We start from the raw sequence: 24132 nt of genomic DNA on the forward strand, positions 1-24132 counted from the left end.
CACGGCTCGTACGGCCGAAGAGACCGTGCCGATCCGGGCGATGGCGCGCAGCGCTTCGAGGAGTGGCGTGGCGCGATGTGCTGCCACAAGGGGGCGCAGTCCTCCTCCGTCGCCGTTCCGCCCTTGTCCCTCAGGTGCAGCAGGGCACCTCGCGTCTCCTCGGTGAGGCGATCCCCGTAGGCGGTGCGTTGCATAAAAGTGCAGGGAACCGTATAGTCATGCCATCTGGAGGAGGATGGACATGGCGGTACGTGCGGCGGTGGCCGGAGCGAGCGGGTACGCGGGCGGAGAGGTCCTGCGGCTGCTCCTCGCGCACCCCGAGGTCGAGATCGGCACCCTGACCGGCAACTCCAACGCGGGCCAGCGCCTGGGCGCGCTCCAGCCGCACCTGCTCCCGCTGGCCGACCGGGTGCTGGCGGAGACGACCGCCGAAGCCCTCGCCGGGCACGACGTCGTCTTCCTCGCGCTCCCGCACGGGCAGTCCGCCGCAGTCGCCGAGCAGCTCGGCCCGGACGTCCTCGTCGTCGACATGGGCGCCGACTTCCGGCTGACCGACCCGGCCGACTGGGAGCGTTTCTACGGCTCCCCGCACGCCGGCACCTGGCCCTACGGCCTCCCCGAACTTCCGGGTGCCCGCGCCGCGCTGGAGGGGTCCAAGCGCATCGCGGTACCCGGTTGCTATCCCACCGCCGTCTCCCTCGCCCTGTACCCGGCCTACGCCGCCCGGATCGCCGAGCCCGAGGCGCTGATCGTCGCCGCGTCCGGCACCTCCGGCGCGGGCAAGGCGCCCAAGCCGCACCTGCTGGGCAGCGAGGTCATGGGCTCCATGACGCCGTACGGCGTCGGCGGCGGCCACCGGCACACCCCCGAGATGATCCAGAACCTGAGCGCGGTGGCGGGGGAGCGGGTCGCCGTCTCCTTCACGCCGACGCTCGCGCCGATGCCCCGGGGCATCCTCGCCACGTGCAGTGCCAAGGCCGTGGTCGGGGTGACGGGGGAGTCCGTGCGCGCGGTCTACGAGAAGGCCTACGCCGACGAGCCCTTCGTCCATCTGCTCCCCGAGGGCCGGTGGCCCGCCACGGCGTCCGTCTACGGTTCCAACGCCGTTCAGGTGCAGGTCGCGTACGACGAGGCGGTGGGCCGCATCATCGCGATCAGCGCCATCGACAACCTGACCAAGGGCACCGCCGGCGGTGCCGTCCAGAGCATGAACCTCGCCCTGGGTCTCGCCGAGACCACCGGGCTGACCACGATCGGAGTTGCGCCGTGAGCGTGACGGCAGCGAAGGGATTCACGGCCGCGGGCATCGCCGCCGGGATCAAGGAGAACGGCAACCCGGACCTGGCCCTCGTGGTCAACACCGGGCCCCGCCGCGCCGCCGCGGGCGTCTTCACCTCCAACCGCGTGAAGGCCGCGCCGGTGCTGTGGTCCGAGCAGGTCCTCAAGAGCGGCCAGGTCTCGGCCGTCGTCCTCAACTCCGGCGGCGCCAACGCCTGTACCGGTCCCAAGGGCTTCCAGGACACCCATGCGACCGCCGAGAAGGCCGCCGAGGTGCTCGGGCGCGGTGCCATCGAGGTCGCGGTCTGCTCCACCGGCCTGATCGGTGTGCTCCTGCCCATGGACAAGCTGCTGCCGGGAGTCGAGGCCGCCGCGGCCCAGCTCTCCGAGCACGGCGGCGAGAAGGCCGCCATCGCCATCAAGACCACCGACACCGTGCACAAGACGTCGGTCGTGACGAAGGAAGGCTGGACCGTCGGCGGGATGGCGAAGGGCGCCGGCATGCTCGCCCCCGGCCTCGCCACCATGCTGGTCGTCCTCACCACGGACGCGGTCGTCGAGAGCGAGGTGCTCGACAAGGCGCTGCGAGCAGCGACCCGGACCACCTTCGACCGCGTCGACTCCGACGGCTGCATGTCCACCAACGACACCGTGCTGCTGCTCGCCTCGGGCGCGGCCGACGTCACCCCGGAGTACGAGGAGTTCGCCGAGGCCGTCCGTGCCGTCTGCGACGACCTCGGCCAGCAGCTGATCCGGGACGCCGAGGGCGCCAGCAAGGACATCAAGGTGGAGGTGGTCAACGCCGCCTCCGAGGACGACGCCGTCGAGGTGGGCCGCTCCATCGCCCGCAACAACCTCCTCAAGTGCGCCATCCACGGCGAGGACCCCAACTGGGGCCGCGTCCTCTCCGCGATCGGCACCACCAAGGCCGCCTTCGAGCCCGACCGGCTCAACGTCGCCATCAACGGCGTCTGGGTGTGCAAGAACGGCGGCGTCGGCGAGGACCGCGAGAAGGTCGACATGCGCTACCGCGAGGTGCACATCGTCGCCGACCTCGCCGCCGGCTCCGAGACCGCCACCATCTGGACCAACGACCTGACCGCGGACTACGTCCACGAGAACAGCGCGTACTCGTCATGAGCACCACGCGTAAGCACACCGCGCTGCCCAAGGCCCAGACCCTCATCGAGGCCCTGCCCTGGCTGGTCCGTCACAACGGCAAGACCGTCGTGATCAAGTTCGGCGGCAACGCCATGATCGACGAGGACCTGAAGGCGGCCTTCGCCCAGGACGTCGTCTTCCTGCACCACGCCGGCCTCAAGCCGGTCGTCGTGCACGGCGGCGGCCCGCAGATCAGCGCCGCGCTGGACAGACACGGCATCGTCAGCGAGTTCAGGGCCGGCCTCAGGGTCACCACCGAGGACGCCATGGACGTCGTACGGATGGTGCTCGCCGGGCAGGTCCAGCGCGAGCTGGTGAACCTGCTCAACCAGCACGGCCCGCTCGCCGTCGGACTGACCGGCGAGGACGCCCACACCATCACCGCCACCAAGCACCGGCCCGAGATCGACGGCGAGCTCGTCGACATCGGGCGGGTCGGCGAGATCACCTCGATCGACACGGGCGCTATCGAGGCCCTGCTCGCCGACGGCCGCATCCCGGTCGTCTCCTCCATCGCCCGCTCCGAGGACGACGGACATGTCTACAACGTCAATGCTGATACGGCGGCTGCGGCACTCGCTGCTGCTCTGGGCGCCGAGACCCTCATGGTCCTCACCGACGTGGAGGGCCTCTACGAGGACTGGCCGAACTCCGACGAGGTGATCAGCCGCCTCACCGCTTCCCAACTGGAGAAGCTGCTGCCGGAACTCAGCTCCGGCATGGTGCCGAAGATGGAGGGCTGCCTGCACGCCGTGCGCAACGGCGTCACCACCGCCCGGGTCATCGACGGCCGGGTCCAGCATTCGATCCTGCTGGAGATCTTCACGGACGAAGGCATCGGCACGATGGTCGTGCCGGACCAGGAGGGGGAGTCATGAGCAACCAGGAACTGACCACGCGCTGGCAGGGCGCGCTCATGAACAACTACGGCACCCCGCGCCTGCCCCTCGTCCGCGGCGAGGGCGTGAAGGTGTGGGACACCGAGGACCGCCCGTACTACGACTTCGTCGGCGGCATCGCCACCAACGCGCTCGGCCACGCCCACCCCGCGATCGTCGAGGCCGTGAGCAAGCAGATCGCGTCCCTCGGCCACATCTCCAACTTCTTCATGGCCGAGCCCACCGTCGCCCTCGCCGAACGGCTGGTCCAGCTCTTCGGCCGGGAGGGCAGGGTCTTCTTCTGCAACTCCGGCGCCGAGGCCAACGAGGCCGCCTTCAAGATCGGCCGGCTCACCGGGCGGACCCACATGGTGGCCACCGACGGCGGCTTCCACGGCCGGACGATGGGCGCCCTCGCGCTCACCGGACAGCCCGCCAAGCAGGAGCCGTTCCGACCGCTGCCCGCCGACGTCACCCACGTGCCCTACGGCGACGCGCAGGCGCTGGCCGCCGCGGTCACCGAGGAGACCGCCCTCGTCGTCATCGAGCCGGTCCAGGGCGAGAACGGCGTGGTCGTGCCCCCGGCCGGCTACCTCAAGGCGGCCCGCGCGATCACCGCCGCCACCGGCGCGCTGCTCGTCCTCGACGAGGTGCAGACCGGCATCGGCCGTACCGGCACCTGGTTCGAGTACCAGGCCCACGAGGGCGTGCTGCCCGACGTCGTCACCCTCGCCAAGCAGCTCGGCGGCGGGCTGCCGCTCGGCGCGACCGTGGCCTTCGGCCGCGCCGCCGACCTGCTCCAGCCCGGCCACCACGGCACCACCTTCGGCGGCAACCCGGTCGCCTGCGCCGCCGGCCTCGCCGTCCTCGACACCATCGAGAACGAGGGGTTGCTGGAGAACGTCAAGCGGCAGAGCGAGAGGTTGCGGGACGGAATCGAGGATCTCGGCCACCGGTTGATCGATTATGTCCGGGGCGCGGGCCTCCTCCTGGGTATCGTGCTCACCGAGCCGCTGGCAGCGCAGGTGCAGCAGGCGGCTCAGGAGGCCGGGTTCCTGGTGAACGCGCCCGCTCCCGACGTCGTACGGCTGATGCCGCCGCTGAACCTCCGCGACGCCGAGGCGGACGCGTTGCTGAGCGCCCTGCCCGGCATCCTCGACGCAGCGAGCGGGGACGGACGATCCGGAGAATGAGACGACGATGAGCCAGGCGCAGGAGTTCGACCAGTCGGGCGGGGCGGGGCCCGCGGTGCCGCAGACCCGGACCGCCCGGCACCGCCGGATCGTGGACATCCTCAACCGGCAGCCGGTGCGCTCGCAGAGCCAGCTCGCGAAACTGCTCGCCGACGACGGGCTCACGGTCACCCAGGCGACGCTCTCCCGGGACCTCGACGAGCTGAACGCGGTGAAGATCCGCAACACCGACGGCGAGCTGATCTACGCGGTGCCGAGCGAGGGCGGTTTCCGCACGCCCCGCGCCCCGCTGGGGGAGTCCGCGAAGGAGGAGCGGATGCGCCGCCTCTCCCAGGAACTCCTGATCTCGGCCGAGGCCTCCGCCAACCTGGTCGTCCTGCGCACCCCGCCCGGCGCGGCCCAGTTCCTGGCGTCCTCGATCGACCAGGCGGAGCTGCACGACATCCTCGGGACGATCGCCGGCGACGACACGGTGCTGCTGATCAGCAGGGAGCCGACCGGCGGGCAGGCCCTCGCGGACCACCTGCTGCGCCTGGCCCAGAACGGCCACTGACGACGGCCACAGACGACGGCCGCTCACCAAGGCCGGCCGCGGTGGCCGCCGACCGGCCGCCGACCCGCGTGCGGGGACCGGCCTGGCGACGGACAATGACCGTGTGATCTTCCGCGGCGAGCGGTCAGGCGGGCGGGCAATCCCCTGGCGGCCGTCGAACGTATACAGGGGTGTGTCGGGATTCCGGTTCCCTGTCGGCCGCCTCCCGGACGAGGCTCTGCTGTCCGGGCTGGCCACCGGAGACCCGGAGCTCGCCGAGGTCTTCGTACGGAGATTTCAGCGCCGGGTCTTCGGGGTCGCGATGGCCGTCACCGGGGACCAGCAGCTCGCCGAGGACGTCTCCCAGCAGACGTTCGAGCGTGCGTGGCGGCACGCCCAGATCTACGACTCGCGCCGCGGTTCGGTCGGGACCTGGCTCACCACCATCGCCCACAACCTCGCCGTCGACGCCGTCCGTGCCCGGCGGACGGAACCGATGGCACCCGAGGACCTCGACCCCCTCCTCGACGCCGTCACGGAGACCCCCGAGCGGTGGGCGCTGGCCGACGAGGCCTCCACCCAGCTCCGGGCCGCGCTGGCCCGGCTGCCGCGGGAACAGGCCCGGGCCCTGATGATGGCCGGCATCCACGGCATGACGGCCCAGCAGATCGCCGACGCGGAGCGGATCCCGCTGGGCACGGCCAAGACGCGGATCAGAGCGGCGATGGCGAAACTCCGCACCGCGCTCACGTCCCCGAAGGGAGGCGACCATGTCCGGTGACGCGCACTGCGAGAAGCTGCGCGAGGTCGGCGCCGAACTGGCGCTGGGCGTCCTGCCCGGCCGCGAGCGGGCCGAGGCGGTCGCCCATCTGGACGGGTGCGCGGACTGCCGGGAGTACGTACGCCAACTCACCGGGATCGGCGACCGGTTGATCGGCCTGCTGCCGGAGAGCGACCCGCCGCCCGGCTTCGAGACCCGGGTGGCGCGCAGTCTGGCCGAGCAGGCGGCGGGGGCGGAGGGGGCCCGGCCCGCCCGCGCGGCTCAGGGCCGGCGCGGTCGCGTCCGACGCCTCCGGCTGCGGCTCGCCGCGGTCGCCGCCACCGCCGCGGTCGCCGTCGGCTTCGCCGGCTGGGCGATCGGCAGCGCCGTCGAGGGCGCCGTGACCGCCTCCTCTCCTGCCGTGGAGTCCGAGCCCGTACTGGTCGGCGACATGATCCCGGCCGGTGGCGGGCAGCCCGTCGGCGAGGTCTACGCCCACCCCGGCAGCCCCGCCTGGATGTTCGTCTCCGTCGCCCTCACGGGCACCCCCTACAACGGCAGGGTCACCTGCCTCCTCGCCCGCGCCGACGGTACGACCACGCGGATCGGCGACTTCCCCCTGCGCGACGGACACGGCAACTGGGGTGTGGCGGTCCCCGTGGACCTCACCAAGTACGCCGCCACCCGTCTCACCTCTTCCGACGGCTCCGTCCTCGCCACCGCCCGGCTGCAGCAGGGCAAGGTGGTGACCCCGGAGGTGTCATGACAGCACCGCTCCCGAGCCGAGCCGGTGCAGCAGGGCGTAGGGTCCCTGGCGCCCGAGGAGATCCGCGTGCGCGCCGTCCTCGACGACCCGGCCGTGGTCGAGCACCACGATCCGGGTGGCGTCGCGGACGGTCGGCAGGTGGTGCGAGATGACCACGGTGGTCCGCCCGGCCATGAGCCGGCGCAGGGGTTCCATGATCCGCCGCGCCGAGCGGACGTCCAGCCCGGCGGTGGGCTCGTCCAGGAGGAGCACCGGGGCGTCCCGGATCATCGCCCGGGCGATCGCCAGCCGCCGGCACTGCCCGCCGGAGAGCGTCCGGCCGCGCTGTCCGACGAGGGTGTCGTAGCCGTCCGGGAGCCGCTCGACGAACTCGTGGGCGTCCGCGGCCCGCGCCGCCGCGACGATCTCCGCCTCCGTGGCCGCCGGCCGGCCGTAGGCGATGTTCTCCCGCACGGTGCCGTGGAAGACGAGCGTCTCCTGCAACACCACCGCGACGCTCTCCCGGACGTCGGTCAGACTGAGCTCGCGCAGATCGGTCCCGTCGAGACGGACCACGCCCCGGTCGGGGTCGTAGAACCGCAACTGCAGCTTCGCGAGCGTGGACTTGCCCGACCCGCTCGCCCCGACCAGCGCCAGCGTCTCCCCGGGAGCCGCCCGGAACGACACGTCGGACAGCGCCCAGGCCGCCGTACCGGGATAGCGGAACCACACCCCGTCGAACTCCACCGCACCCCGGGCCCGGCGGAGCCGGCGCGCGCCGGCCGCCTCGGTCACCTGGGGCCGCTCGTCGAGCAGTTCGATGATCCGTTCCGCGGCGGCGGAGGCGGTGTAGAAGGTGGTGCCGAGCCCGGACAGCCCGTGGACCGGGCTGTACAGCTTGCCGATCAGCGCGAGGAAGACCAGCAGCCCGCCGAGTGTGAGCTGCCCCTGGGCCAGCTTCCAGGTGCCGAGGGCCAGCACCGCGAGGCCGCCGGCCAGCTCCACGAACTCGACCGCGGGTGCGTACACGGCATGGATCCGCGCCGAGGCCATCGCCGCCCGGAACCGGCCGGCGTTCTCCCGCTCGAACCGGCGTGCCTCCCACGCCTGCCGGTTGTACGCCTGCACGAGTACGACGTTGCCCAGCGACTCCTCGGCGATCGCGCCGAGCGCCCCGCCGCGCCGCCTGCGCTCCCGCGAGGCGTCCCTGACCAGCCGCGAGAAGTACCGGGCCGCGGCCCAGAACAGCGGTACGACGACGAGGGCGAGCAGGGTCAGGTCCCAGCGCAGGTAGACCAGCATGCCGAGGTAGACGCCCAGGCTGATCACGTAGTACAGGGCGTCCGCCACACCCGAGAGCAGGAACGTCTCCACGGCGTCGACATCGCCCGTGACCCTGGACAGCACGTCCCCGAGCCGCCGGCGTTCGAAGAAGCCGAGGGAGAGTCCCTGGACATGCCGGAAGACGTCGGAGCGCAGCGCGAGCAGGAAGCGTTCGCCGACCCAGGTGGACGTCACGTCGTCGGCGTAGCCGAGGACGCCGGAGCAGAGGACGAGGCCCAGGTAGGCGGGCGCGATCCACAGGAAGGGCCGCAACTCCCGGGCGACGAGCACGTCGTCGACGACGAACTTGAAGAGCCAGAGCTCCGCGGCGTCGACGGCGGGGCCGGTCAGGCTCAGCAGGACGAGCGGCACGAGCCAGCGGCGGCCGCCCCGGGTGTACGGCCAGAACCGCCGGAAGACCTCGCGTGGGGAGACCGGGGGAGCGGCCGCCACCACGGTGTCGGAGGGCTCGCCCACCGACAGCAGACGCCGTAGCACATGCGCCATGACAGGGGGTTCCTCGGAAACCGCCGGCGAAGCGGACCGGCTGCCCCGGTGGCCGGTCCGCTCAGCCCTCAGGTGTGGTCAGTAGCGGTCGTGGTCGTGCCGGTCGTGATCGTGGTCATGCCGGTGACCGTGCCGGTCGTGGTGGTCGTGATCGTGTCCGTGACCGTGTCCGTGTCCGTGACGGTCGTCGTGGTCGTGATCACGTTCGTGGTCCCGATGGTTGAACGGCATGAGGTTGCTGAAGACGGCCATGGTGTTCCTCCCGAAACTTGCTTCACAGGGGGTACGGCCGAGAGGGGGTTTGGGATGGCACCCAGAGGAACAAATCGGAAAAAAGTAGCGGCGGCGTCCACCGGCCCTTCGGCTGCGGGCCGGTGGGGGCTGGTCGCGCAGTTCCTCCCCCAGCCTTCGGCCGGGGGTACCCCCAGCGCCCCTGAAGCGCGAGCGAAGCCGAGCGTGGGGGAGGCACCCGGCCGGCGCCGGTGAGCGTCCCCACCCCACCTCAGCCCAGACGCGCGGCCAGCCCTCCGGTGCAGCGCACCTCGTCCCCCGCGGTGATCAACAGCCCTTCCACGTCCGGCAGCGACTCCAGCCACGCCAACCCCGCCCGCGACCCCATCGCGAACGCCGCCGTGGCCCAGCAGTCCACCCACGTCAACCGTGGCCCCACCACCGTCACCGCCACCAGATCCGTCACCGCCGACTTCCCGGTCCGCGGATCGACGATGTGCGCGCCCCGCTCCGCCGTACCGGACGTGGCGACCGCCAGTTCATCGACTCCCGCCGCCGAGATCACCGCCGCCAGCCCACCCGGCCGCAACGGATCGGCGATCCCCACCCGCCACGCCCGCGTCGGCTCGGGCGCGCCGAACATCTGGACGTCGCCGCCGCCGTTCACGCTCACGCCGCGCACCCCGGCCACCTGCCGGAGCGACCTGGCGGCCCGCTCGGCGGACCAGCCCTTCACGATCCCGGTGGGATCGAGCCGCCCCCGGTAGCGCGTGCTGAACCAGCCGTCGCTCACCCGCTCCGCCTCGGCGGCCAGTTCCAGCACCTCGGCCACCTCGGGATCGCACTCTCCGACGCCGATCTCCTCCCGCGCCAGCCGGGACACCTGGCTGTCCTCGCGGTACGTGCTGAACACCTCGTCGACCCGGTGCAGCCCGGCGACCGCCTCGCCCAGGGCCGCCCGTACGGCATCCGGATCCCCGCCGCGGACGTCGAAGGAGAAGACGGTCCCCATGACCTCCTCCGCATGACGCACCGCGGCGGGAGCCTCCGCGGACTCGGCCACCGCCTCAGCCACCGGCCTGGTCCAGCGCCGACTGCAGGGACTGCTTGTAGCCGGTGCTGGTGTAGGTGGCCCCGGAGACGGAGTCGATGTCGGCGCTGCCGGCCGCCACCGCCTCCTGGTTGAGCTTCGGGACGGAGAGCGCGGTCTTCTGGTCGCTGGTGCCGCCCTTGGGCGCCTGCACCGCCTCCGCCTTGGTGATCTTCCCGCCGGAGACGGTGATCCGGACCTGGACCGGCCCGTACTGGGTCTGCGCGACCTGCCCGGTCACCGTCTTGGCCTGCGCCTGCGCGGACCCGGAGGAGGACGAGCCGGACGAGGAACCGGACGACGCGCTCGCTTCCTTCAGCTTGTCCAGCGCCGACTGCAGCGACTGCTTGTAGCCGGTGCTCGTGTACGTCGCTCCGGAGACCGAGTCGATGTTCGCGCTCTGCGCCGCCACCGTCTCCTTGTTGAGCTGCGGCACCGACAGCGCGGTCTTCTGGTCGCTGGTGCCGCCCTTGGGCGCCTGGATCGCCTGGGCCTGGGTGATCTTGCCGTTGGCGACGGTCAGCCGGACCTGCACGACTCCGTACTGGGTCTGGGTCGCGTCTCCGTCCACCGTCGTGGTCCCGGCGGCCCCGGTGCCGCCCTGCGGCGACTCCTGTCCCGCCGCCGCGGCCGACGGGGCCGCTCCCGCCGCCGACGCGGACGCCGGGTCCGACGACGGCTTCAGCGACAGCAGCAGCACGACACCGGACACGGTCGCCGCGGTGGCCAGCACCACACGCCTGATGGGGTGACTCTTCCTCATCGTTCCCGAACTCCCGATTCCCTGGATTCCCGTGTGGTCCCGTCGCTCACATCTCGAACGACTCGTGATGGATGCGGCGGGCGGGAACTCCCGCGCCGCGCAGTGCTTCGTACACGCCCTGCGCGAACCCGGGCGGGCCGCACATGAAGACGTCGTGGTCGACGATGTCCGGGATCTTCCGCTGGAGGTTCTCGGCGGAGATGTCCGGCCGCTCGCCCTCCGGGCTGTTGACCGCGTACATCAGCCGGGCCCCGCGCTCCTTGGCGATCTTGGCCAGCTCGTCCCACAGGGCGAGGTCCTGCGTGGTGTTGGCCCGGTAGAGCAGGGTCAGGTCGCCCGCGGCGCCGGGCAGCGTCTCGAACAGCGCCCGCATGGGCGTGATCCCGACGCCGCCCGCCACCAGCAGGACCTTGCCGCGGCTGCGCCGGGACGCGGTCATCGCCCCGTACGGCCCTTCGGCCCACACCTTGGTTCCGGGCCGTAGTTCGCGCAGCCGCGCGCTGTGGTCGCCGATCGCCTTGACGGTGATCCGCAGCATGTCGGGGCGAGGGGCCGCCGACAGGGAGTACGGGTGCGAGCTGAACCGCATGCCGGGGGCCATGAACCGCCAGCGGAAGAACTGGCCGGCCTCCGCGCCCATCCGGTGCAGCTTGCGCCCGCCGATCAGCACCGACACGATGCCCGGCGTCTCCTCGATGACCGCCTCGACCCGCATCCGGTGCCGCAGGTTGAGCCGGATCGGGGTGAGGATCCGGTACCAGACCACCAGCGCGCTGACCGCGCCGTACAGCCCGTACCAGAACGTCTTGGCCATCGGGGTGAGGGCGAAGTCGTTGCCGGTGGTGATCTGGTGCCAGAAGGTCAGGAACACCGCCGCGTACGTCAGCAGGTGCACGTGGTACCAGGTGTCGTACGGCATCCGGCGCCGCACCGGGCCGATCGACGTCAGGCCGATGACGACGAACAGGCCGGTCCCGATGGCGGCCTTGCCCATGTCGGGGAGCTGGTTCACGGAGTCGATGGTCTGCTGGACGATGTCGTTCAGCGTCTTGCCGGCCTGCAGCGCGTAGCCCCACATGATGAGGAAGACGTGCGCGAAGACCAGGCAGAGCGTGTAGCGGCCGCTCATCGCATGCCAGCGGGCGACGCGGTCGGAGCCGACCCGCCGCTCCAGCGCGGGCACCCGGGCCATCTGGAGCACCACGAGTGCCATCAGATAGCCGGCCAGCAGGCCGGTGATCCGGCCCGCGTTGAGAATCTTGCCGTTCTGGTCGGCGATGGACGGGGTGTTGTGCCACCACAGCCAGAGCACGGCCGCCGCGCCCGCCCATACGGCGAGCAGCAGCGGAACGGCCGGGGAGCGGCGCGGGCGGATGCGGCGCATCGTCTGTCGGCGGGCGGCACGTCCGCCTGCGAGCGTGGTGGTCACGGTTCCTCCGTAGGGAATTGACCCTTGGCCCACAGATACGTGCCGTACTGCCCGAGTGTTCAGAGACCCGCGGAGTCCAGTGCCGACTGGAGTGACTGCTGGTAACCCTGGCTGGTGTAGGTGGCCCCGGAGACCGTGTCGATGCTCGCGCTCTGCGCCGCCAGCGCCTCGCTGCGCAGCTGCGGGAGGGCGTAGTCGTTGATCTCCTGGTCCCGTGGGTTGTCCGACGGGTACTGGACCGCCGTGACGTCGGTGATCTTGCCGTTCTTGATGGTCACCTTCACCTGGACCGGACCCCAGCGGGTCTGGACGGTGTCCCCGGTGACGGTCTTGGTGCCGGTGCTGCTCCCGGACTTGCCGGAGCCGGAGCTGCCGGAGCCGCTGGAGTCACCCGAGCCGCTGGTCGCGCCCGGTGAGGCGCTCGCGCTGGCCGACGGGGCGGGGGCCGCCGAGTCGGTGATCACGGTGGGGGCGGTGTGCGGCTTCAGCGCCAGCAGCATCACTATCCCGGAGACGGTCGCGGCGCTCGCCAGCATGATGCGGCGCAGGGGCCGGTTCTTGTTCAATGCGTGCACGACAGGGGCCTCACAGCTCTCACAGTTCGTCTCAGAGTTCGAATGACTCGTGGTGGACACGGCGGTCCGGGACCCCGGCCGCGCGCAGCGCCCCGTACAGCTCCTGGGCGAAGCCGTGCGGACCGCAGATGTACACGTCGTAGCCGGCGAGGCCCGGGAAGGTCGCCCGCAGCGACTGAGCCGTCAGGGCGGGGCGCTCGCCCCGCGGGCCGTTGAGCGCGTACAGCACCCGGGCCCCGCGCCAGCGCGCGATCGCCTCCAGCTCGCCGCCCAGGGCCAGGTCCTCGGCGGTCCGCGCCCGGTAGAGCAGTGTGACCTCGCCGGGCAGGGTCTCGAAGAGCGCCCGCAGCGGGGTGACGCCGACACCGGCCGCGATCAGCAGGGTCCGGTGACTGCTCGCCCGGTCCGCGGTCAGGGCGCCGTACGGGCCCTCCGCCCACACCCGGGTGCCCGGCCGCAGCAGTGCCACCGCCGCGCTGTGGTCGCCGAGCGCCTTGACCGTGATCCGCAGCAGGTCGCCGCGCGGCGGCGCCGAGAGCGAGTACGGAGTCGACGTCCAGCCCATGCCGTCGCCGCCGAAGAACCGCCAGCGGAAGAACTGCCCGGCCTGCGCACCCAGTTCCCCGACCCGCCGGCCCTGCACGACGACCGAGTACACGCCCGGCGCCTCCTGCTGCACGGAGTGCACCCGCAGCCGGTGCCGGAGGTTGAGCCGCACCGGTGCCAGGATCCGGAACCACAGGACCAGCGCCGCGACCCCCAGGTACAGCGCGTACCAGAAGGCGGTGGCGACCGGCTTGCCGTTGAAGTCGTTGCCCAGCGTCAGCTGGTGGAAGAAGGCGAGGAAGACGGCCGCGTAGGTGAGGAGGTGGACGTAGTACCAGAACTCGTAGCTGGTCCGGCGGCGCGCCGCGCGCATCGAGGTGATGCCGACGGCGAAGAGGATCACCGTGCCGGCGGTCGCCTTGAGCATGTCGGGGTAGTTCAGGACGACGTCCAGCGTCTCGTGGACGATCGAGGCGTGGTCCTGGGCGGCGTACCCGGTGAGGATCAGCACGATGTGCGCGACCAGCAGGCAGACCGTGTACCGGCCGGCCATCGCGTGCCAGCGGGCGACCCGGTCCGAGCCGACCCGCACCTCAAGCAGCGGAACCCGGGCCATCAGGCCGACGAGTACCGCGCAGGAGTACCCGCACAGCAGCCCGGCGATCCGCCCGGCCCCGGTCAGCCAGCCCGCCGCACCCACGACGGAGCCCGTGTCCGACCACCACAGCAGGATCACGGCCGCGGCCCCGGCCCACAGCAGGGCGAGCACGGCGGCGGCGGGGGAGCGGCGCGTGGCCACGGCGGGTGCGGCCGGGGCGGTACGCCGTTCGTCCACGGTCGTCATGAGCAGGGTCCCTTCTCCGGTCGGTGACGCCACTGTGCAGCGCGAACCTCTGAGCGACCTCTCAGTTCCCGCCCTGCTCAGCGCACTCAGAGGAAACTCAGAGGGCCCGAGGTCCCCCCTCGCCTCCCGCAGGGGCGATGCTGGTAGACGCGATGAACACGACCCGCTCCGGCCGCCCCGCCCTCACCCGACCCGACGGCACCCAGCTCCGCGTCCTCGTCGTCGACGACGACCCCGACCTCGCGGAGGTCCTCACCGGTGCCCTGCGCTACGAGGGCTGGGAGGTCCGCGCGGCCGGCGACGGCGCGAGTGCGCTGGCCGCGGCCCGGGAGCTGCTGCCGGACGCGGTGATCCTCGACGTGATGCTCCCGGACACCGACGGCTTCGCCGTGCTCCGCTCGCTGCACCAGGTCAAGCCGGACGTCTGTGTGCTCTTCCTCACCGCCCGGGACGCCGTCGAGGACCGTATCGCCGGCATCACCGCGGGCGGCGACGACTACGTCACCAAGCCCTTCAGCCTGGAGGAGGTCATCGCCCGGCTGCGCGGCCTGCTGCGCCGGGCCGGCATGGCCCGCCAGCAGGAGGACGGCCCGCGCCTCGTCGTCGGCGACCTCACCATGGACGAGGAGGCCCGCGAGGTGACCCGGGCGGGCGAGCTGATCGAGCTCTCCCCGACCGAGTTCGAACTGCTCCGCTTCCTGATGCGCAACCCGCGCCGCGTCCTCAGCAAGGCGCAGATCCTCGACCGGGTGTGGTCGTACGACTTCGGAGGCCGCGCCCACGTCGTCGAGCTGTACATCTCCTACCTGCGCAAGAAGGTGGACGCGGGCCGCGAGCCCATGATCCACACGGTCCGTGGCGCCGGGTACGTCCTCAAGCCGGTGACCCGGTGAACCCGCTACGACGGCTACGGCACCTGCCCCGCCCCCGCACCCTCCGCGCCCGCCTCACCGCGGGCCTGGTCGTGCTGCTCGCGGTGAGCTGCGCGGCCGTGGGCGTCGCGGCCGTGGTCGGACTGGACGGCTTCCTCACCGGCCGCCTCGACCAGCAGCTCCAGCAGACCGGCCCGAGCTTCCCGCAGTCCCTCGAACACGGCAAGTACAAGCCCAGCGACCGGGACGGCGACGAACACGGTGACACCCGCCGGCAGGCCGCCGGCACCTTCGGCGCCCGCCTGCTCAAGGACCGGGTCACCAACGCGGCCCTGATCCCCTCCGGCGACGACCCGGACCTGACCGTCGGCCTCACGGCCCGCGACCGCACGGCTCTCGCCGGACTGCCGGTGGACGGCCGCGGTCACACGGTCCACCTCGCCTCGATCGGCGACTACCGGCTGCTGGCCTGGCCGGGCCGCGACGGCGACGTCCTGATCACCGGCCTGCCCCTGGAACCGGTACGTGCCACCGTCCACCGCCTGGAACTGGTCGCCGCCGCCGTCTTCGGCCTGGCCCTGGCCACGGCCGGGGTGGCCGGCGCCCTCTGGGTCCGCTGGTCCCTGCGCCCCCTGAGCCGCGTGGCGGCGACGGCCACCCGGGTCAGCGAGCTCCCGCTCGCCAGCGGCGAGGTGGCGCTGCCGCCCCGCGCCCCCGAGTCCGACCCCCGCAGCGAGGTCGGCCGGATGGCCGCCGCCTTCAACCGCATGCTGGGCCACGTCGAGGACGCGCTCACCAAACGCCACGCCAGCGAGGAACGCCTGCGCACCTTCGCGGCCGACGCCAGCCACGAGCTGCGCACCCCGGTCGCCTCGGTCCGCGGCCACGCGGAACTGGCGCTGCTGCACCCGGGCCCGGTGCCTCCCCAGGTCACCCGAGCCCTGGAACGGATCGCCGCCGAGTCCTCCCGGATGGGCGAGATGGTCGACGACCTCCTCCTGCTGGCCCGCCTGGACGCGGGCCGCCCCCTGGAACGCCACCCGGTCGACCTCACCCACCTGATCCTGGACGCGGTCACGGACGCGCGAGCCGCGGGGCCGGACCACCGCTGGACCCTGGACCTCCCCGAGGACCCGGTGACGGTGAGCGGCGACTCCCACCGCCTGCAACAGGTGCTGGCCAACCTGCTGGCCAACGCACGTCTGCACACACCGGCCGGCACGAAGGTGACGGTGACCCTGGAGACGGACGGCGCGGAGGCGGTCCTCCAGGTCCACGACGACGGCCCGGGCATCCCGCCGGACATCCAGCCGGGCGTCTTCGAACGCTTCACCCGAGCAGAACACCGCCGCCGCGCAGACGCCTCCGGCGGCGGAGCGGGCCTGGGCCTGTCGATCGTGGCGGCGGTGGTGGAGGCGCACGGGGGGACCGTTGCCCTGGAGAGCGCCCCGGGGTCGACGACGTTCACGGTCAAACTCGCGATCAGTGAAGGCGCCTAGGGCGCGGGGCTGTATCGATGTGCGGCTCCGCCGCGCGGGCGCGACCGGCCACACACGGCCCGCCCTCGCCCACGTACCCCAACGCAACCTCAATACCGGGTAAGTGCCGTATCCCCGCCCGCCGTCCCGATAGCGATATGCGGCAACTTCTTCGGATCCGCCCACTGCAGAATCCGCCGCATCGCGTCCTCCGGCACCGACACACACCCCGCCGTGGCCCCCGCCCCGTTGACATGCAGGAAGATCCCGGCCCCCCGCCCCCGCACCGGCTGCGCATAGTTGAACCCGATCACCAGCGCATACCCGTACTGCGTCGTGAACGACGACAACTTCTCCGACTCCGCGGCCCGGCAGTCGGACGGCAACGGCTCGACCCAACGGTTGTAAGAGGTGGAGTCGTTGTCCTGGCACCACCACGAGTCCGCCGTCACCGGCCGGTACTCGACCGCGGTCCCGGCCGGCGCCGCCTGGAGCCCGAACCCGAACGGAAGGTCGTACAACCCCGTCGGCGTCGTGTTCGTACCCTGCTGCCGCTTGACTCCCTCGACCAGCCCCTTCGCCCCGAACCGCGCGGCGGCGGACCCCACCTGGGCCCATTCCCCGTCCCGGCGCTCCCACCAGGTGAGCGTCCCCGACGTCGAGCTCAGCGCGGACGCCTCCGCGGTGATCAGCTGGGTGCCGCCACCCGTGTCGGCCATGCTCGCGGGCAGCGGTGAGGCGTCCCCGCCCCCCGGTGCCGCACCGAGCAGCAGCAGGGACGCGGACACAAGGGTGACGACGACGCCTGGACGCATGGCTCAGACGCTAGCCGGAGGCAGCGGCAACGGCAGCCCGGGTAGGCCGTCCAGGCTCACCGCGATGTGTTCCTTCTTCTCGAAGTACGCGCTCAGCGTGGCGTCGTCCTCGCGTGCGAAGCGCCTTTCGTGCAGCTCGCGGTCGGCCTCGTACGCCATGTGGGGGACCGCGTAACCGCAGCTGTCACGGATGAGTTCGGCGTGCACGACGATGATCGCGCGCAGGCCGTGCCGGGTCGGGTCGATGTCCGGGAAACGGGCCAGGAGTTCCGTGAAGCGCGGGTCGTCGCGGAAGACCGCCTCGCCGCGGCCGTGCACCCGCACGATGTTCGGCGGGCCCTGGAAGGCGCACCACATCAGGGTGATGCGGCCGTTCTCCCGCAGATGGGCGATGGTCTCGGCGTTGGAGCCGGCGAAGTCCAGGTAGGCGAAGGTCAGTTCGTCGAGTACGGCGAAGGAGCCCTTGAGACCCTTGGGGGAGAGGTTGACCGTGCCGTCGCCCGCGAGCGGAGCGGTGGCGGTGAAGAACAGGGGCTGTTCCTCGATGAACGTGCGGAGCCTGCCGTCGATGCGTTCGTAGGTCTTTCCCATGAGGCCCACTGTGGCCGCCCCGGCCGGCGCTGTACACGGGGCGGCCACAGCTGCCTGTCACGTCACTTGGTGAGCGTGCAGGCGGCCAGGGAGTCCAGGCCGGTCGGCTTGGTCGACGTCCGGCCGATCGCGATGGCGATCCGGTCGATGGTCGACTTCCGCTTGTCCGCCAGCGGGCCGAGGATCGCGTTCTGGACGAAGTTCGGGCCGCCCTGGCCGACCGTGGTCCGGAGCCGGTTGTTGGCCTCCTGGATCTGCGTCTGGAGCAGGGTGAGGTTGCGGGTGACCTCCGCCTGCGCGGAGGCGGGGATCGCCGGGAGCTTGGAGGCGACGTCCGGGCAGGTGATGGTGCCCACCGCGCTGTTGCTCGTGCTGCCGGTGCTTCCCGTCGACTGCTGCTGGGTCGCCGCCGTGCTCGGCGTGGCCGCGGCCGAGCCGGTGCCCGTCGCCGTGCCGCTGCCCGTGTTCGTGCTGGTCCCGCTCGCGTTCAGGGTGCACGGCGCCAGCGAGTCCAGGCCGGTCGGCTTGGCGGCCGTACGGCCGATCGCGGTCGCGATCCGGTTGATGGTCGCCACCCGCTTGTCCTTGAGGGGACCGAGGATCGCGTTGTTCACAAAGTTCGGCCCGCCCTGGCCCACCGTGTCGACCAGCCGCTTGTTGGCCTCCTGGATCTGCGTCTGGAGGAGCGTGAGATTTCTGTCGACCTCGGCCTTCGCGGAGGCGGGGATCGCCGGCAGCTTGGAGGCGACGTCCGGGCAGGTGATCGTGCCGGGCGAGGCGGCGAGGGTGCGCGCGTTGCTCGTGTCGCTGCTCTTGTCGGGCGTACCGGCGAGGGCCGAACCGGCGATGACCGCGCCGGAGAGCGCCACGGCGGCGGCACCGCCGATGAGCGCGACACGACGCTTGTTGTACTTCGGAAGAGCCCTGGACATGCGGATGCCTCACTTGGGTCAGAGGTGGGTTTACAAACGCGGCGCCAGCGTTCAGGGATGGGTACGGGTAAGCGGTTTCGTTTGTTCAAACCCCGTTTCACAAATCTCTGACACCGCCCGGAAGGCCGCCACGGTCGGAGCGGAGCCGGGGTGAGCTGTATTGACGAATCATGCAGAGCTCTGCATACTCATGCATAGCAAGCGGATGTACGCAAGGAGGGACCCATGACCGAGCGCGTCGTACTCGCCTACTCCGGCGGGCTGGACACCTCCGTCGCCATCGGCTGGATCGCCGAGGAGACGGGCGCCGAGGTCATCGCCGTCGCGGTGGACGTCGGCCAGGGCGGCGAGGATCTCGACGTCATCCGCAAGCGCGCCCTGGCCTGCGGCGCGGTCGAGGCCGAGGTCGCCGACGCCAGGGACGAGTTCGCCGACGAGTACTGCCTCCCGGCGATCAGGGCCAACGCCCTCTACATGGACCGCTACCCGCTGGTCTCCGCCCTCTCCCGGCCGGCGATCGTCAAGCACCTGGTGGCCGCCGCCCGCAAGCACGGGGCCACCACGGTCGCCCACGGCTGCACCGGCAAGGGCAACGACCAGGTCCGCTTCGAGGCCGGCATCGTCGCCCTCGCCCCCGACCTGACCTGCATCGCCCCGGTCCGCGACTACGCGATGACCCGCGACAAGGCCATCGCCTTCTGCGAGGCGAAGAGCCTCCCCATCGCGACCACCAAGAAGTCCCCGTACTCCATCGACCAGAACGTCTTCGGCCGCGCCGTCGAGACCGGCTTCCTGGAAGACATCTGGAACGGCCCGATCGAGGACATCTACGAGTACACCCGGAACCCGGCCACCCCGCGCGAGGCCGACGAGGTGGTCATCACCTTCCAGGCGGGCGCCCCGGTCGCGATCGACGGCAGGCCGGTCACCGTCCTCCAGGCGATCCAGGAGCTCAACGAGCGCGCGGGCGCCCAGGGCGTCGGCCGTATCGACCTCGTCGAGGACCGGCTCGTCGGCATCAAGTCCCGCGAGGTGTACGAGGCGCCGGGCGCGATCGCGCTCATCACCGCCCACCAGGAGCTGGAGAACGTCACCGTCGAGCGCGAACTCGCCCGATACAAGCGGCAGGTGGAGCAGCGCTGGGGCGAACTCGTCTACGACGGCCAGTGGTTCTCCCCGCTCAAGCGCGCCCTGGACGGCTTCGTCAACGAGGCGAACCAGCACGTCACCGGCGACATCCGGATGACCCTGCAAGGCGGCCGCGCGGTCGTCACCGGCCGCCGCTCCGACTCCTCCCTCTACGACTTCAACCTCGCCACCTACGACACCGGTGACACCTTCGACCAGTCCGCGGCCAAGGGCTTCATCGACCTCTACAGCCTGTCGTCGAAGATCGCCGCCAAGCGAGACCTCGCCTGACCGGTAGCGTGACCACCGCCTCCCCGTTCATGGCCGGGGAGGCGGCGCCACATCCGTATCTCTCTAGGAGCAACGCAAGTGAGCAGCAACAGCGGTGACGTCCGGCTCTGGGGCGGACGTTTCGCCGACGGTCCCGCCGAGGCCCTGGCGAAGCTGTCCGCGTCCGTCCACTTCGACTGGCGGCTCGCGCCCTACGACATCGCCGGTTCGCGTGCCCACGCGCGCGTGCTGCACAAGGCGGGCCTGCTCACCGAGGACGAACTCCAGCGCATGATCGCCGGCCTCGACCAGCTGGAGGCCGACGTCGCCGACGGCTCCTTCGTCGGCACGATCGCCGACGAGGACGTGCACACCGCCCTGGAGCGCGGCCTCCTGGAGCGCCTCGGCGCCGACCTCGGCGGCAAGCTGCGCGCCGGCCGCTCCCGCAACGACCAGGTGGCGACCCTCTTCCGGATGTACCTGCGGGACCACGCCCGCACCATCGGCGGCCTGATCGCCGACCTCCAGGACGCCCTGATCGGCCTCGCCGAGGCCCATCCGGACGTGGCGATGCCCGGCCGCACCCACCTCCAGCACGCCCAGCCGGTCCTCTTCGCCCACCACGTCCTGGCCCACGTCCAGTCCCTGACCCGGGACGCCGAGCGGCTGCGCCAGTGGGACGAGCGCACGGCCGTCTCCCCGTACGGCTCCGGTGCCCTCGCGGGTTCCTCGCTGGGCCTGGACCCGGAGGCGGTGGCGAAGGACCTCGGCTTCGAACACGGCAGCTCCGCGAACTCCATCGACGGCACGGCCTCCCGTGACTTCGTCGCCGAGTTCGCCTTCATCACCGCGATGATCGGCGTGAACCTCTCCCGGATCGCGGAGGAGGTCATCATCTGGAACACGAAGGAGTTCTCCTTCGTCACCCTGCACGACGCGTTCTCCACGGGTTCGTCGATCATGCCCCAGAAGAAGAACCCCGACATCGCTGAGCTGGCCCGCGGCAAGTCCGGCCGCCTGATCGGCAACCTGACCGGCCTCATGGCCACCCTCAAGGCCCTGCCGCTCGCCTACAACCGCGACCTCCAGGAGGACAAGGAGCCGGTCTTCGACTCCTGCGACCAGCTGGAGGTCCTGCTCCCCGCCTTCACCGGCATGATGGCCACCCTCACCGTCAACCGCGAGCGCATGGAGGAGCTGGCCCCGGCCGGCTTCTCGCTCGCCACCGACATCGCGGAGTGGCTGGTCAAGAAGGGCGTACCGTTCCGCGTCGCCCACGAGGTGGCCGGCGAGTGCGTCAAGGCGGCGGAGGCCGAGAACAAGGAACTCGACGAGCTGACGGACGACCAGTTCGCGAAGATCTCCGCCCACCTGACCCCGGAGGTACGGACGGTCCTCAACGTCCCGGGCGCGCTCGCCTCGCGCAACGGCCGTGGCGGTACGGCACCGAGCGCGGTCGCGGTGCAGCTGGCGGAGGTCAAGGCGGACGTGGCGGCACAGCACGCCTGGGCGGTGGCCAGGACGGCCTAGTCCAGCGCAGCCGGCAGGGAAGGGCCCGGACGACATGTCCGGGCCCTTCCCGCTGTCCGGCGACAGCGGCTCGGCCCGACCGCAGAACCCGGAGAAGCCGGAGCCCCCGGTGGGCCCCGGATGCCGGGCCCCGTCCCCCGAGTGGCCGCCGACCTCGCCGGGTTCGGCGGTCGGTGGGCACCGGGCGCGGGCCAGCGGGGACGGCCTGTTCAGCCGCTGCCACGGCCTTCCGGAGGCATCTCCGCCTGCTCCTGTTCGAATTGACACCGGGCTACCGGGGCCTCGTACTGAGTCGGGAGACATCTTTTGGTCAAAAAGTGTCTCTTCGGTGCATTCCACCACCCCCCTCCACCCCACCCCCCATGGAGCCGCCATGACGGTGCAGTCACAGCAAGCGACGATGCCGATGGTCCTGGTGTTCGAGGACGACCCCGGCGGGGATCCTCTGCACATCAACATGCCCGTACCGCATCCCGTCCCGCATCTGGACACCCAGCCCTTCCCGATGGCCATCGCGGAATCCGCGCCGCAGCCGGACAGCGCGGGACCCGGCACCGAGGCGTTTCGCTACTGGGTGGCGGCCGACTCGCTCAGCCGGGCCAGCCAGACCTGGGGTCCGCTGGTGCCGACCGGAACGAAGTGGCACCCGCAGGTCGGACGCGCTCTCACGGCGCACCTCAACGCGGGGGACGACCTGAACGCCTTCTACGACCGCAAAGGCCTGTGGTTCTTCCGCCGCACGGTGGCAGGCGTCAACGTCGCCGCGTGCGAGAGCAACGAGGTGGTCCAGCACGAGGCGGGCCACGCGGTCCTCGACGCCCTGCGCCCCCAGCTGTTCAACATGGCGAGCGCGGAGACGGCCGCCCTGCACGAAGCGTTCGGTGACATCAGCGCCCTGCTGGGCTCACTCCAGCTGGAATCGCTGCGGATCGCGGTACTGGCCGAGACGCAGAGCGACCTCGAACTGTCCTCCCGGGTGTCCAGGATGGCCGAGCAGTTGGGCTGGGCGATCCGCCAGGGCCACCCGAACGCCGTGGACCCGGACTGCCTGCGCAACCTGGCCAACAGCTTCTTCTACCGCGACCCCGTCCTGCTGTCGCCGAACGAGCCCGCGAGCAGGCTCTCCAGCGAGCCGCACTCGTTCTCCCGGGTGTTCAGCGGCGCGTTCCTGAAGATCGTCGCGGGCATTTTCCGGCAGCAGGACCTGCAGGACCAGGCAGGTCTGGGCAGGGCGGCCGAGATCGCGGGACAGCTTCTGGTGGACGCGGTCGTGGCCGCACCCGTGGTGTCCGCCTACTACGCGCAGATCGCGGCTCACATGATCGCCGCGGACCACCGCCGGAACGGCGGCATGTACGGCCAGTCCCTGCGCTCGGCGTTCATCCGGCACGGCATCCTCTCCCTGGAGGCCGCCGCGTCCGTCACCGAGCCCGAGGTGGCACGCCGAGGCGCCGGAATCGCCGAGGTGACGCCGGGTGGTGGTGACGACCAGGGCCTGACGCCCGTCACGGTCCAGGGGGCGACGTACGGTGTCACCCAGCCGCTCACCCTCTCCGCGCCGGCGCAGGAGCGGCGCTTCGGCGTCGCGGGCTCCGACCCCGCCGGCGGCTCGGTGCGGCCCTCCGACCCCGAGCGCGTGGCGACGTCGTACCTCGAGGACCTCTTCCGCCGCGGCCGGGTCCACGTGCCCACAGAGCACCGCTCCGCCACGTCGTTCGTGGACGACAGCCCCTCCCGGCTCAAGACGCACGAGATCACGCGGAGCACGACCGGCGAGGGCCTGGCCCTGGTCCGGCGGTGCTTCGACTGAGGAGTCGATCCCAGAACTCGGTCCGAGCCCTCGGTCTGAGCACTAGGTCTGAGCACTCATTGGAAAAAGCGCAGGCGACGGACGGTCAGCCGTCCGTCGTCCTCGCGCTTGACCACGTGCGTCGTTTCGGCCGTCGGCTCCTCGCCCTCGAAGACCGCCTCGCCGCGGGCCAGCAGGTCGCCGACGAACTTGTCGGCGTTCGCCAGGTCCTCCACCTCGCCCTGCACGTCCACCGTGAAACCGGCGCGCTCGATCACTTCGGTGCCCCGCGTGGTCGCCATGGCCACCACGAGTCGCGGGGAGACGACCTGCACGGGAACGGCCTCGGTCTCGTCCATGGCCGCGGTCAACGCAGGCCGGTCCCGGCCGTCCGGCACCTCGATCCGGGCCCGGAACACGGGACGGTTCTCCATCGCGGCCACGGTGAACACCGGGTGCGCCGCGGTCCGCATCCCCGCCTCACGTGCGCACGCGCGTTCCTGGGCGTTCTCGCCCACGAAGACACACTCGTCCGCCGCCGCTCCTCCCGTGCTCGCGACCGCCCGGTCGAAGATCTCCCGGCTGTCCTTCGCGCCCCAGTGCACCAGGGCCTGGTCCGTGAACCGGCCGGGGAACGCCTCCGCCAACGCGCCCGCCGCCCGCGCTACGGCACCGTCGCCCGACCCGGGGTTGGAGATGATGCCCTTGCGTACCTCGCGGAGGGCGTCGAGCACGGCGATGACACGCGGCAGGGGCTGCAGACTCAGCGAGCCGTCGGGGTCCACGTGGGGGTCCGCAAGGGTCTCCCCGATGTCGAAGAAGATCACAGACATGGTGACTGCCTCCCCATGGTGAACGCTTTCGAGTCGGGA

23 protein-coding genes are annotated in these 24132 nt (G+C 71.6%); 12 read left to right on the forward strand and 11 right to left on the reverse strand.

The window, feature by feature from the left end:
- The first annotated feature begins 241 nt into the window (after positions 1 to 241).
- From argC to ACFY0P_RS30755, 7 genes are all read left to right on the forward strand, one after another.
- Positions 242 to 1270, forward strand: coding sequence for an N-acetyl-gamma-glutamyl-phosphate reductase (gene argC, locus ACFY0P_RS30725; RefSeq protein WP_388920209.1), 1029 nt, complete (start codon positions 242 to 244; stop codon positions 1268 to 1270).
- On the forward strand, positions 1267 to 2418 hold the full coding sequence (gene argJ / locus ACFY0P_RS30730) for a bifunctional glutamate N-acetyltransferase/amino-acid acetyltransferase ArgJ (RefSeq protein ID WP_388920212.1): 1152 nt from the start codon (positions 1267 to 1269) through the stop codon (positions 2416 to 2418). Before argC ends, argJ begins: the two co-directional genes overlap by 4 nt.
- Positions 2415 to 3317 (forward strand): acetylglutamate kinase, encoded by a 903-nt coding sequence (gene argB, locus ACFY0P_RS30735; protein ID WP_388920215.1) that lies wholly within the window; start codon positions 2415 to 2417, stop codon positions 3315 to 3317. The genes argJ and argB overlap by 4 nt, the downstream gene beginning before the upstream one ends.
- A complete protein-coding gene (locus ACFY0P_RS30740) occupies positions 3314 to 4510 on the forward strand; it encodes an acetylornithine transaminase (protein WP_388920218.1) in 1197 nt (398 codons plus the stop codon). Before argB ends, ACFY0P_RS30740 begins: the two co-directional genes overlap by 4 nt.
- Before the next feature lie 7 nt (positions 4511 to 4517).
- Positions 4518 to 5063, forward strand: a complete 546-nt coding sequence (locus tag ACFY0P_RS30745; protein ID WP_388920221.1) for an arginine repressor — start codon at positions 4518 to 4520, stop codon at positions 5061 to 5063.
- Positions 5064 to 5235: 172 nt separating this feature from the next.
- A complete protein-coding gene (locus tag ACFY0P_RS30750) occupies positions 5236 to 5823 on the forward strand; it encodes an RNA polymerase sigma factor (RefSeq protein ID WP_388920224.1) in 588 nt (195 codons plus the stop codon).
- A complete protein-coding gene (locus ACFY0P_RS30755) occupies positions 5813 to 6568 on the forward strand; it encodes a zf-HC2 domain-containing protein (protein WP_388920227.1) in 756 nt (251 codons plus the stop codon). The genes ACFY0P_RS30750 and ACFY0P_RS30755 overlap by 11 nt, the downstream gene beginning before the upstream one ends.
- Here the strand turns inward: ACFY0P_RS30755 and ACFY0P_RS30760 are convergent.
- From ACFY0P_RS30760 to ACFY0P_RS30790, 7 genes are all read right to left on the reverse strand, one after another.
- The gene (locus ACFY0P_RS30760) at positions 6563 to 8377 is read right to left on the reverse strand and encodes an ABC transporter ATP-binding protein (RefSeq protein WP_388920230.1); all 1815 of its coding nucleotides are present in this window, start codon (positions 8375 to 8377) and stop codon (positions 6563 to 6565) included. The two genes, ACFY0P_RS30755 and ACFY0P_RS30760, sit on opposite strands and share 6 nt — an antisense overlap.
- Before the next feature lie 68 nt (positions 8378 to 8445).
- Positions 8446 to 8580 (reverse strand): hypothetical protein, encoded by a 135-nt coding sequence (locus tag ACFY0P_RS30765; RefSeq protein ID WP_388920233.1) that lies wholly within the window; start codon positions 8578 to 8580, stop codon positions 8446 to 8448.
- Positions 8581 to 8879: 299 nt separating this feature from the next.
- The gene (locus tag ACFY0P_RS30770) at positions 8880 to 9620 is read right to left on the reverse strand and encodes an FAD:protein FMN transferase (protein ID WP_388920854.1); all 741 of its coding nucleotides are present in this window, start codon (positions 9618 to 9620) and stop codon (positions 8880 to 8882) included.
- A gap of 55 nt (positions 9621 to 9675) precedes the next feature.
- Positions 9676 to 10461, reverse strand: coding sequence for an FMN-binding protein (locus tag ACFY0P_RS30775; RefSeq protein WP_388920236.1), 786 nt, complete (start codon positions 10459 to 10461; stop codon positions 9676 to 9678).
- 46 nt (positions 10462 to 10507) lie between these two features.
- Positions 10508 to 11890 carry a ferric reductase-like transmembrane domain-containing protein gene (locus ACFY0P_RS30780; protein ID WP_388920239.1) on the reverse strand — a complete coding sequence of 461 codons (1383 nt, stop codon included), beginning with the start codon at positions 11888 to 11890 and terminating at the stop codon, positions 10508 to 10510.
- A gap of 59 nt (positions 11891 to 11949) precedes the next feature.
- Positions 11950 to 12465: an FMN-binding protein gene (locus ACFY0P_RS30785; RefSeq protein ID WP_388920242.1), complete on the reverse strand. Its 516-nt coding sequence runs from the start codon at positions 12463 to 12465 to the stop codon at positions 11950 to 11952.
- 31 nt (positions 12466 to 12496) lie between these two features.
- Positions 12497 to 13855 (reverse strand): ferric reductase-like transmembrane domain-containing protein, encoded by a 1359-nt coding sequence (locus tag ACFY0P_RS30790; protein ID WP_388920245.1) that lies wholly within the window; start codon positions 13853 to 13855, stop codon positions 12497 to 12499.
- A gap of 152 nt (positions 13856 to 14007) precedes the next feature.
- On the opposite strand from ACFY0P_RS30790, the gene ACFY0P_RS30795 reads away from it, so the two are divergent.
- Positions 14008 to 14748, forward strand: a complete 741-nt coding sequence (locus tag ACFY0P_RS30795; RefSeq protein WP_388920248.1) for a response regulator transcription factor — start codon at positions 14008 to 14010, stop codon at positions 14746 to 14748.
- Entirely contained in the window at positions 14745 to 16226 is a 1482-nt protein-coding gene (locus tag ACFY0P_RS30800) for a sensor histidine kinase (protein WP_388920251.1), read from the forward strand. Before ACFY0P_RS30795 ends, ACFY0P_RS30800 begins: the two co-directional genes overlap by 4 nt.
- Positions 16227 to 16315: 89 nt before the next feature.
- On the opposite strand, the gene ACFY0P_RS30805 is transcribed toward ACFY0P_RS30800, so the two are convergent.
- From ACFY0P_RS30805 to ACFY0P_RS30815, 3 genes are all read right to left on the reverse strand, one after another.
- Positions 16316 to 17020: a L,D-transpeptidase gene (locus ACFY0P_RS30805; protein ID WP_388920254.1), complete on the reverse strand. Its 705-nt coding sequence runs from the start codon at positions 17018 to 17020 to the stop codon at positions 16316 to 16318.
- A 3-nt stretch (positions 17021 to 17023) separates the two neighbouring features.
- On the reverse strand, positions 17024 to 17611 hold the full coding sequence (locus tag ACFY0P_RS30810; RefSeq protein WP_388920257.1) for a pyridoxamine 5'-phosphate oxidase family protein: 588 nt from the start codon (positions 17609 to 17611) through the stop codon (positions 17024 to 17026).
- Positions 17612 to 17673: 62 nt separating this feature from the next.
- Positions 17674 to 18543: a hypothetical protein gene (locus ACFY0P_RS30815; protein WP_388920259.1), complete on the reverse strand. Its 870-nt coding sequence runs from the start codon at positions 18541 to 18543 to the stop codon at positions 17674 to 17676.
- 225 nt (positions 18544 to 18768) lie between these two features.
- Here ACFY0P_RS30815 and ACFY0P_RS30820 point away from each other — a divergent pair, with 225 nt between their 5' ends.
- From ACFY0P_RS30820 to ACFY0P_RS30830, 3 genes are all read left to right on the forward strand, one after another.
- Positions 18769 to 19962: an argininosuccinate synthase gene (locus ACFY0P_RS30820; protein WP_388920262.1), complete on the forward strand. Its 1194-nt coding sequence runs from the start codon at positions 18769 to 18771 to the stop codon at positions 19960 to 19962.
- Positions 19963 to 20040: 78 nt separating this feature from the next.
- Positions 20041 to 21471, forward strand: coding sequence for an argininosuccinate lyase (gene argH, locus ACFY0P_RS30825; RefSeq protein ID WP_388920265.1), 1431 nt, complete (start codon positions 20041 to 20043; stop codon positions 21469 to 21471).
- Positions 21472 to 21844: 373 nt separating this feature from the next.
- Complete coding sequence (locus ACFY0P_RS30830; protein ID WP_388920268.1) at positions 21845 to 23281, forward strand: hypothetical protein; 1437 nt, start codon at positions 21845 to 21847, stop codon at positions 23279 to 23281.
- A 56-nt stretch (positions 23282 to 23337) separates the two neighbouring features.
- On the opposite strand, the gene ACFY0P_RS30835 is transcribed toward ACFY0P_RS30830, so the two are convergent.
- Complete coding sequence (locus tag ACFY0P_RS30835; RefSeq protein WP_388920271.1) at positions 23338 to 24093, reverse strand: HAD family hydrolase; 756 nt, start codon at positions 24091 to 24093, stop codon at positions 23338 to 23340.
- Between the last annotated feature and the right edge of the window lie 39 nt (positions 24094 to 24132).

The organism is Streptomyces sp. NPDC001714, from assembly GCF_042892755.1.
Lineage (GTDB): Bacteria > Actinomycetota > Actinomycetes > Streptomycetales > Streptomycetaceae > Streptomyces.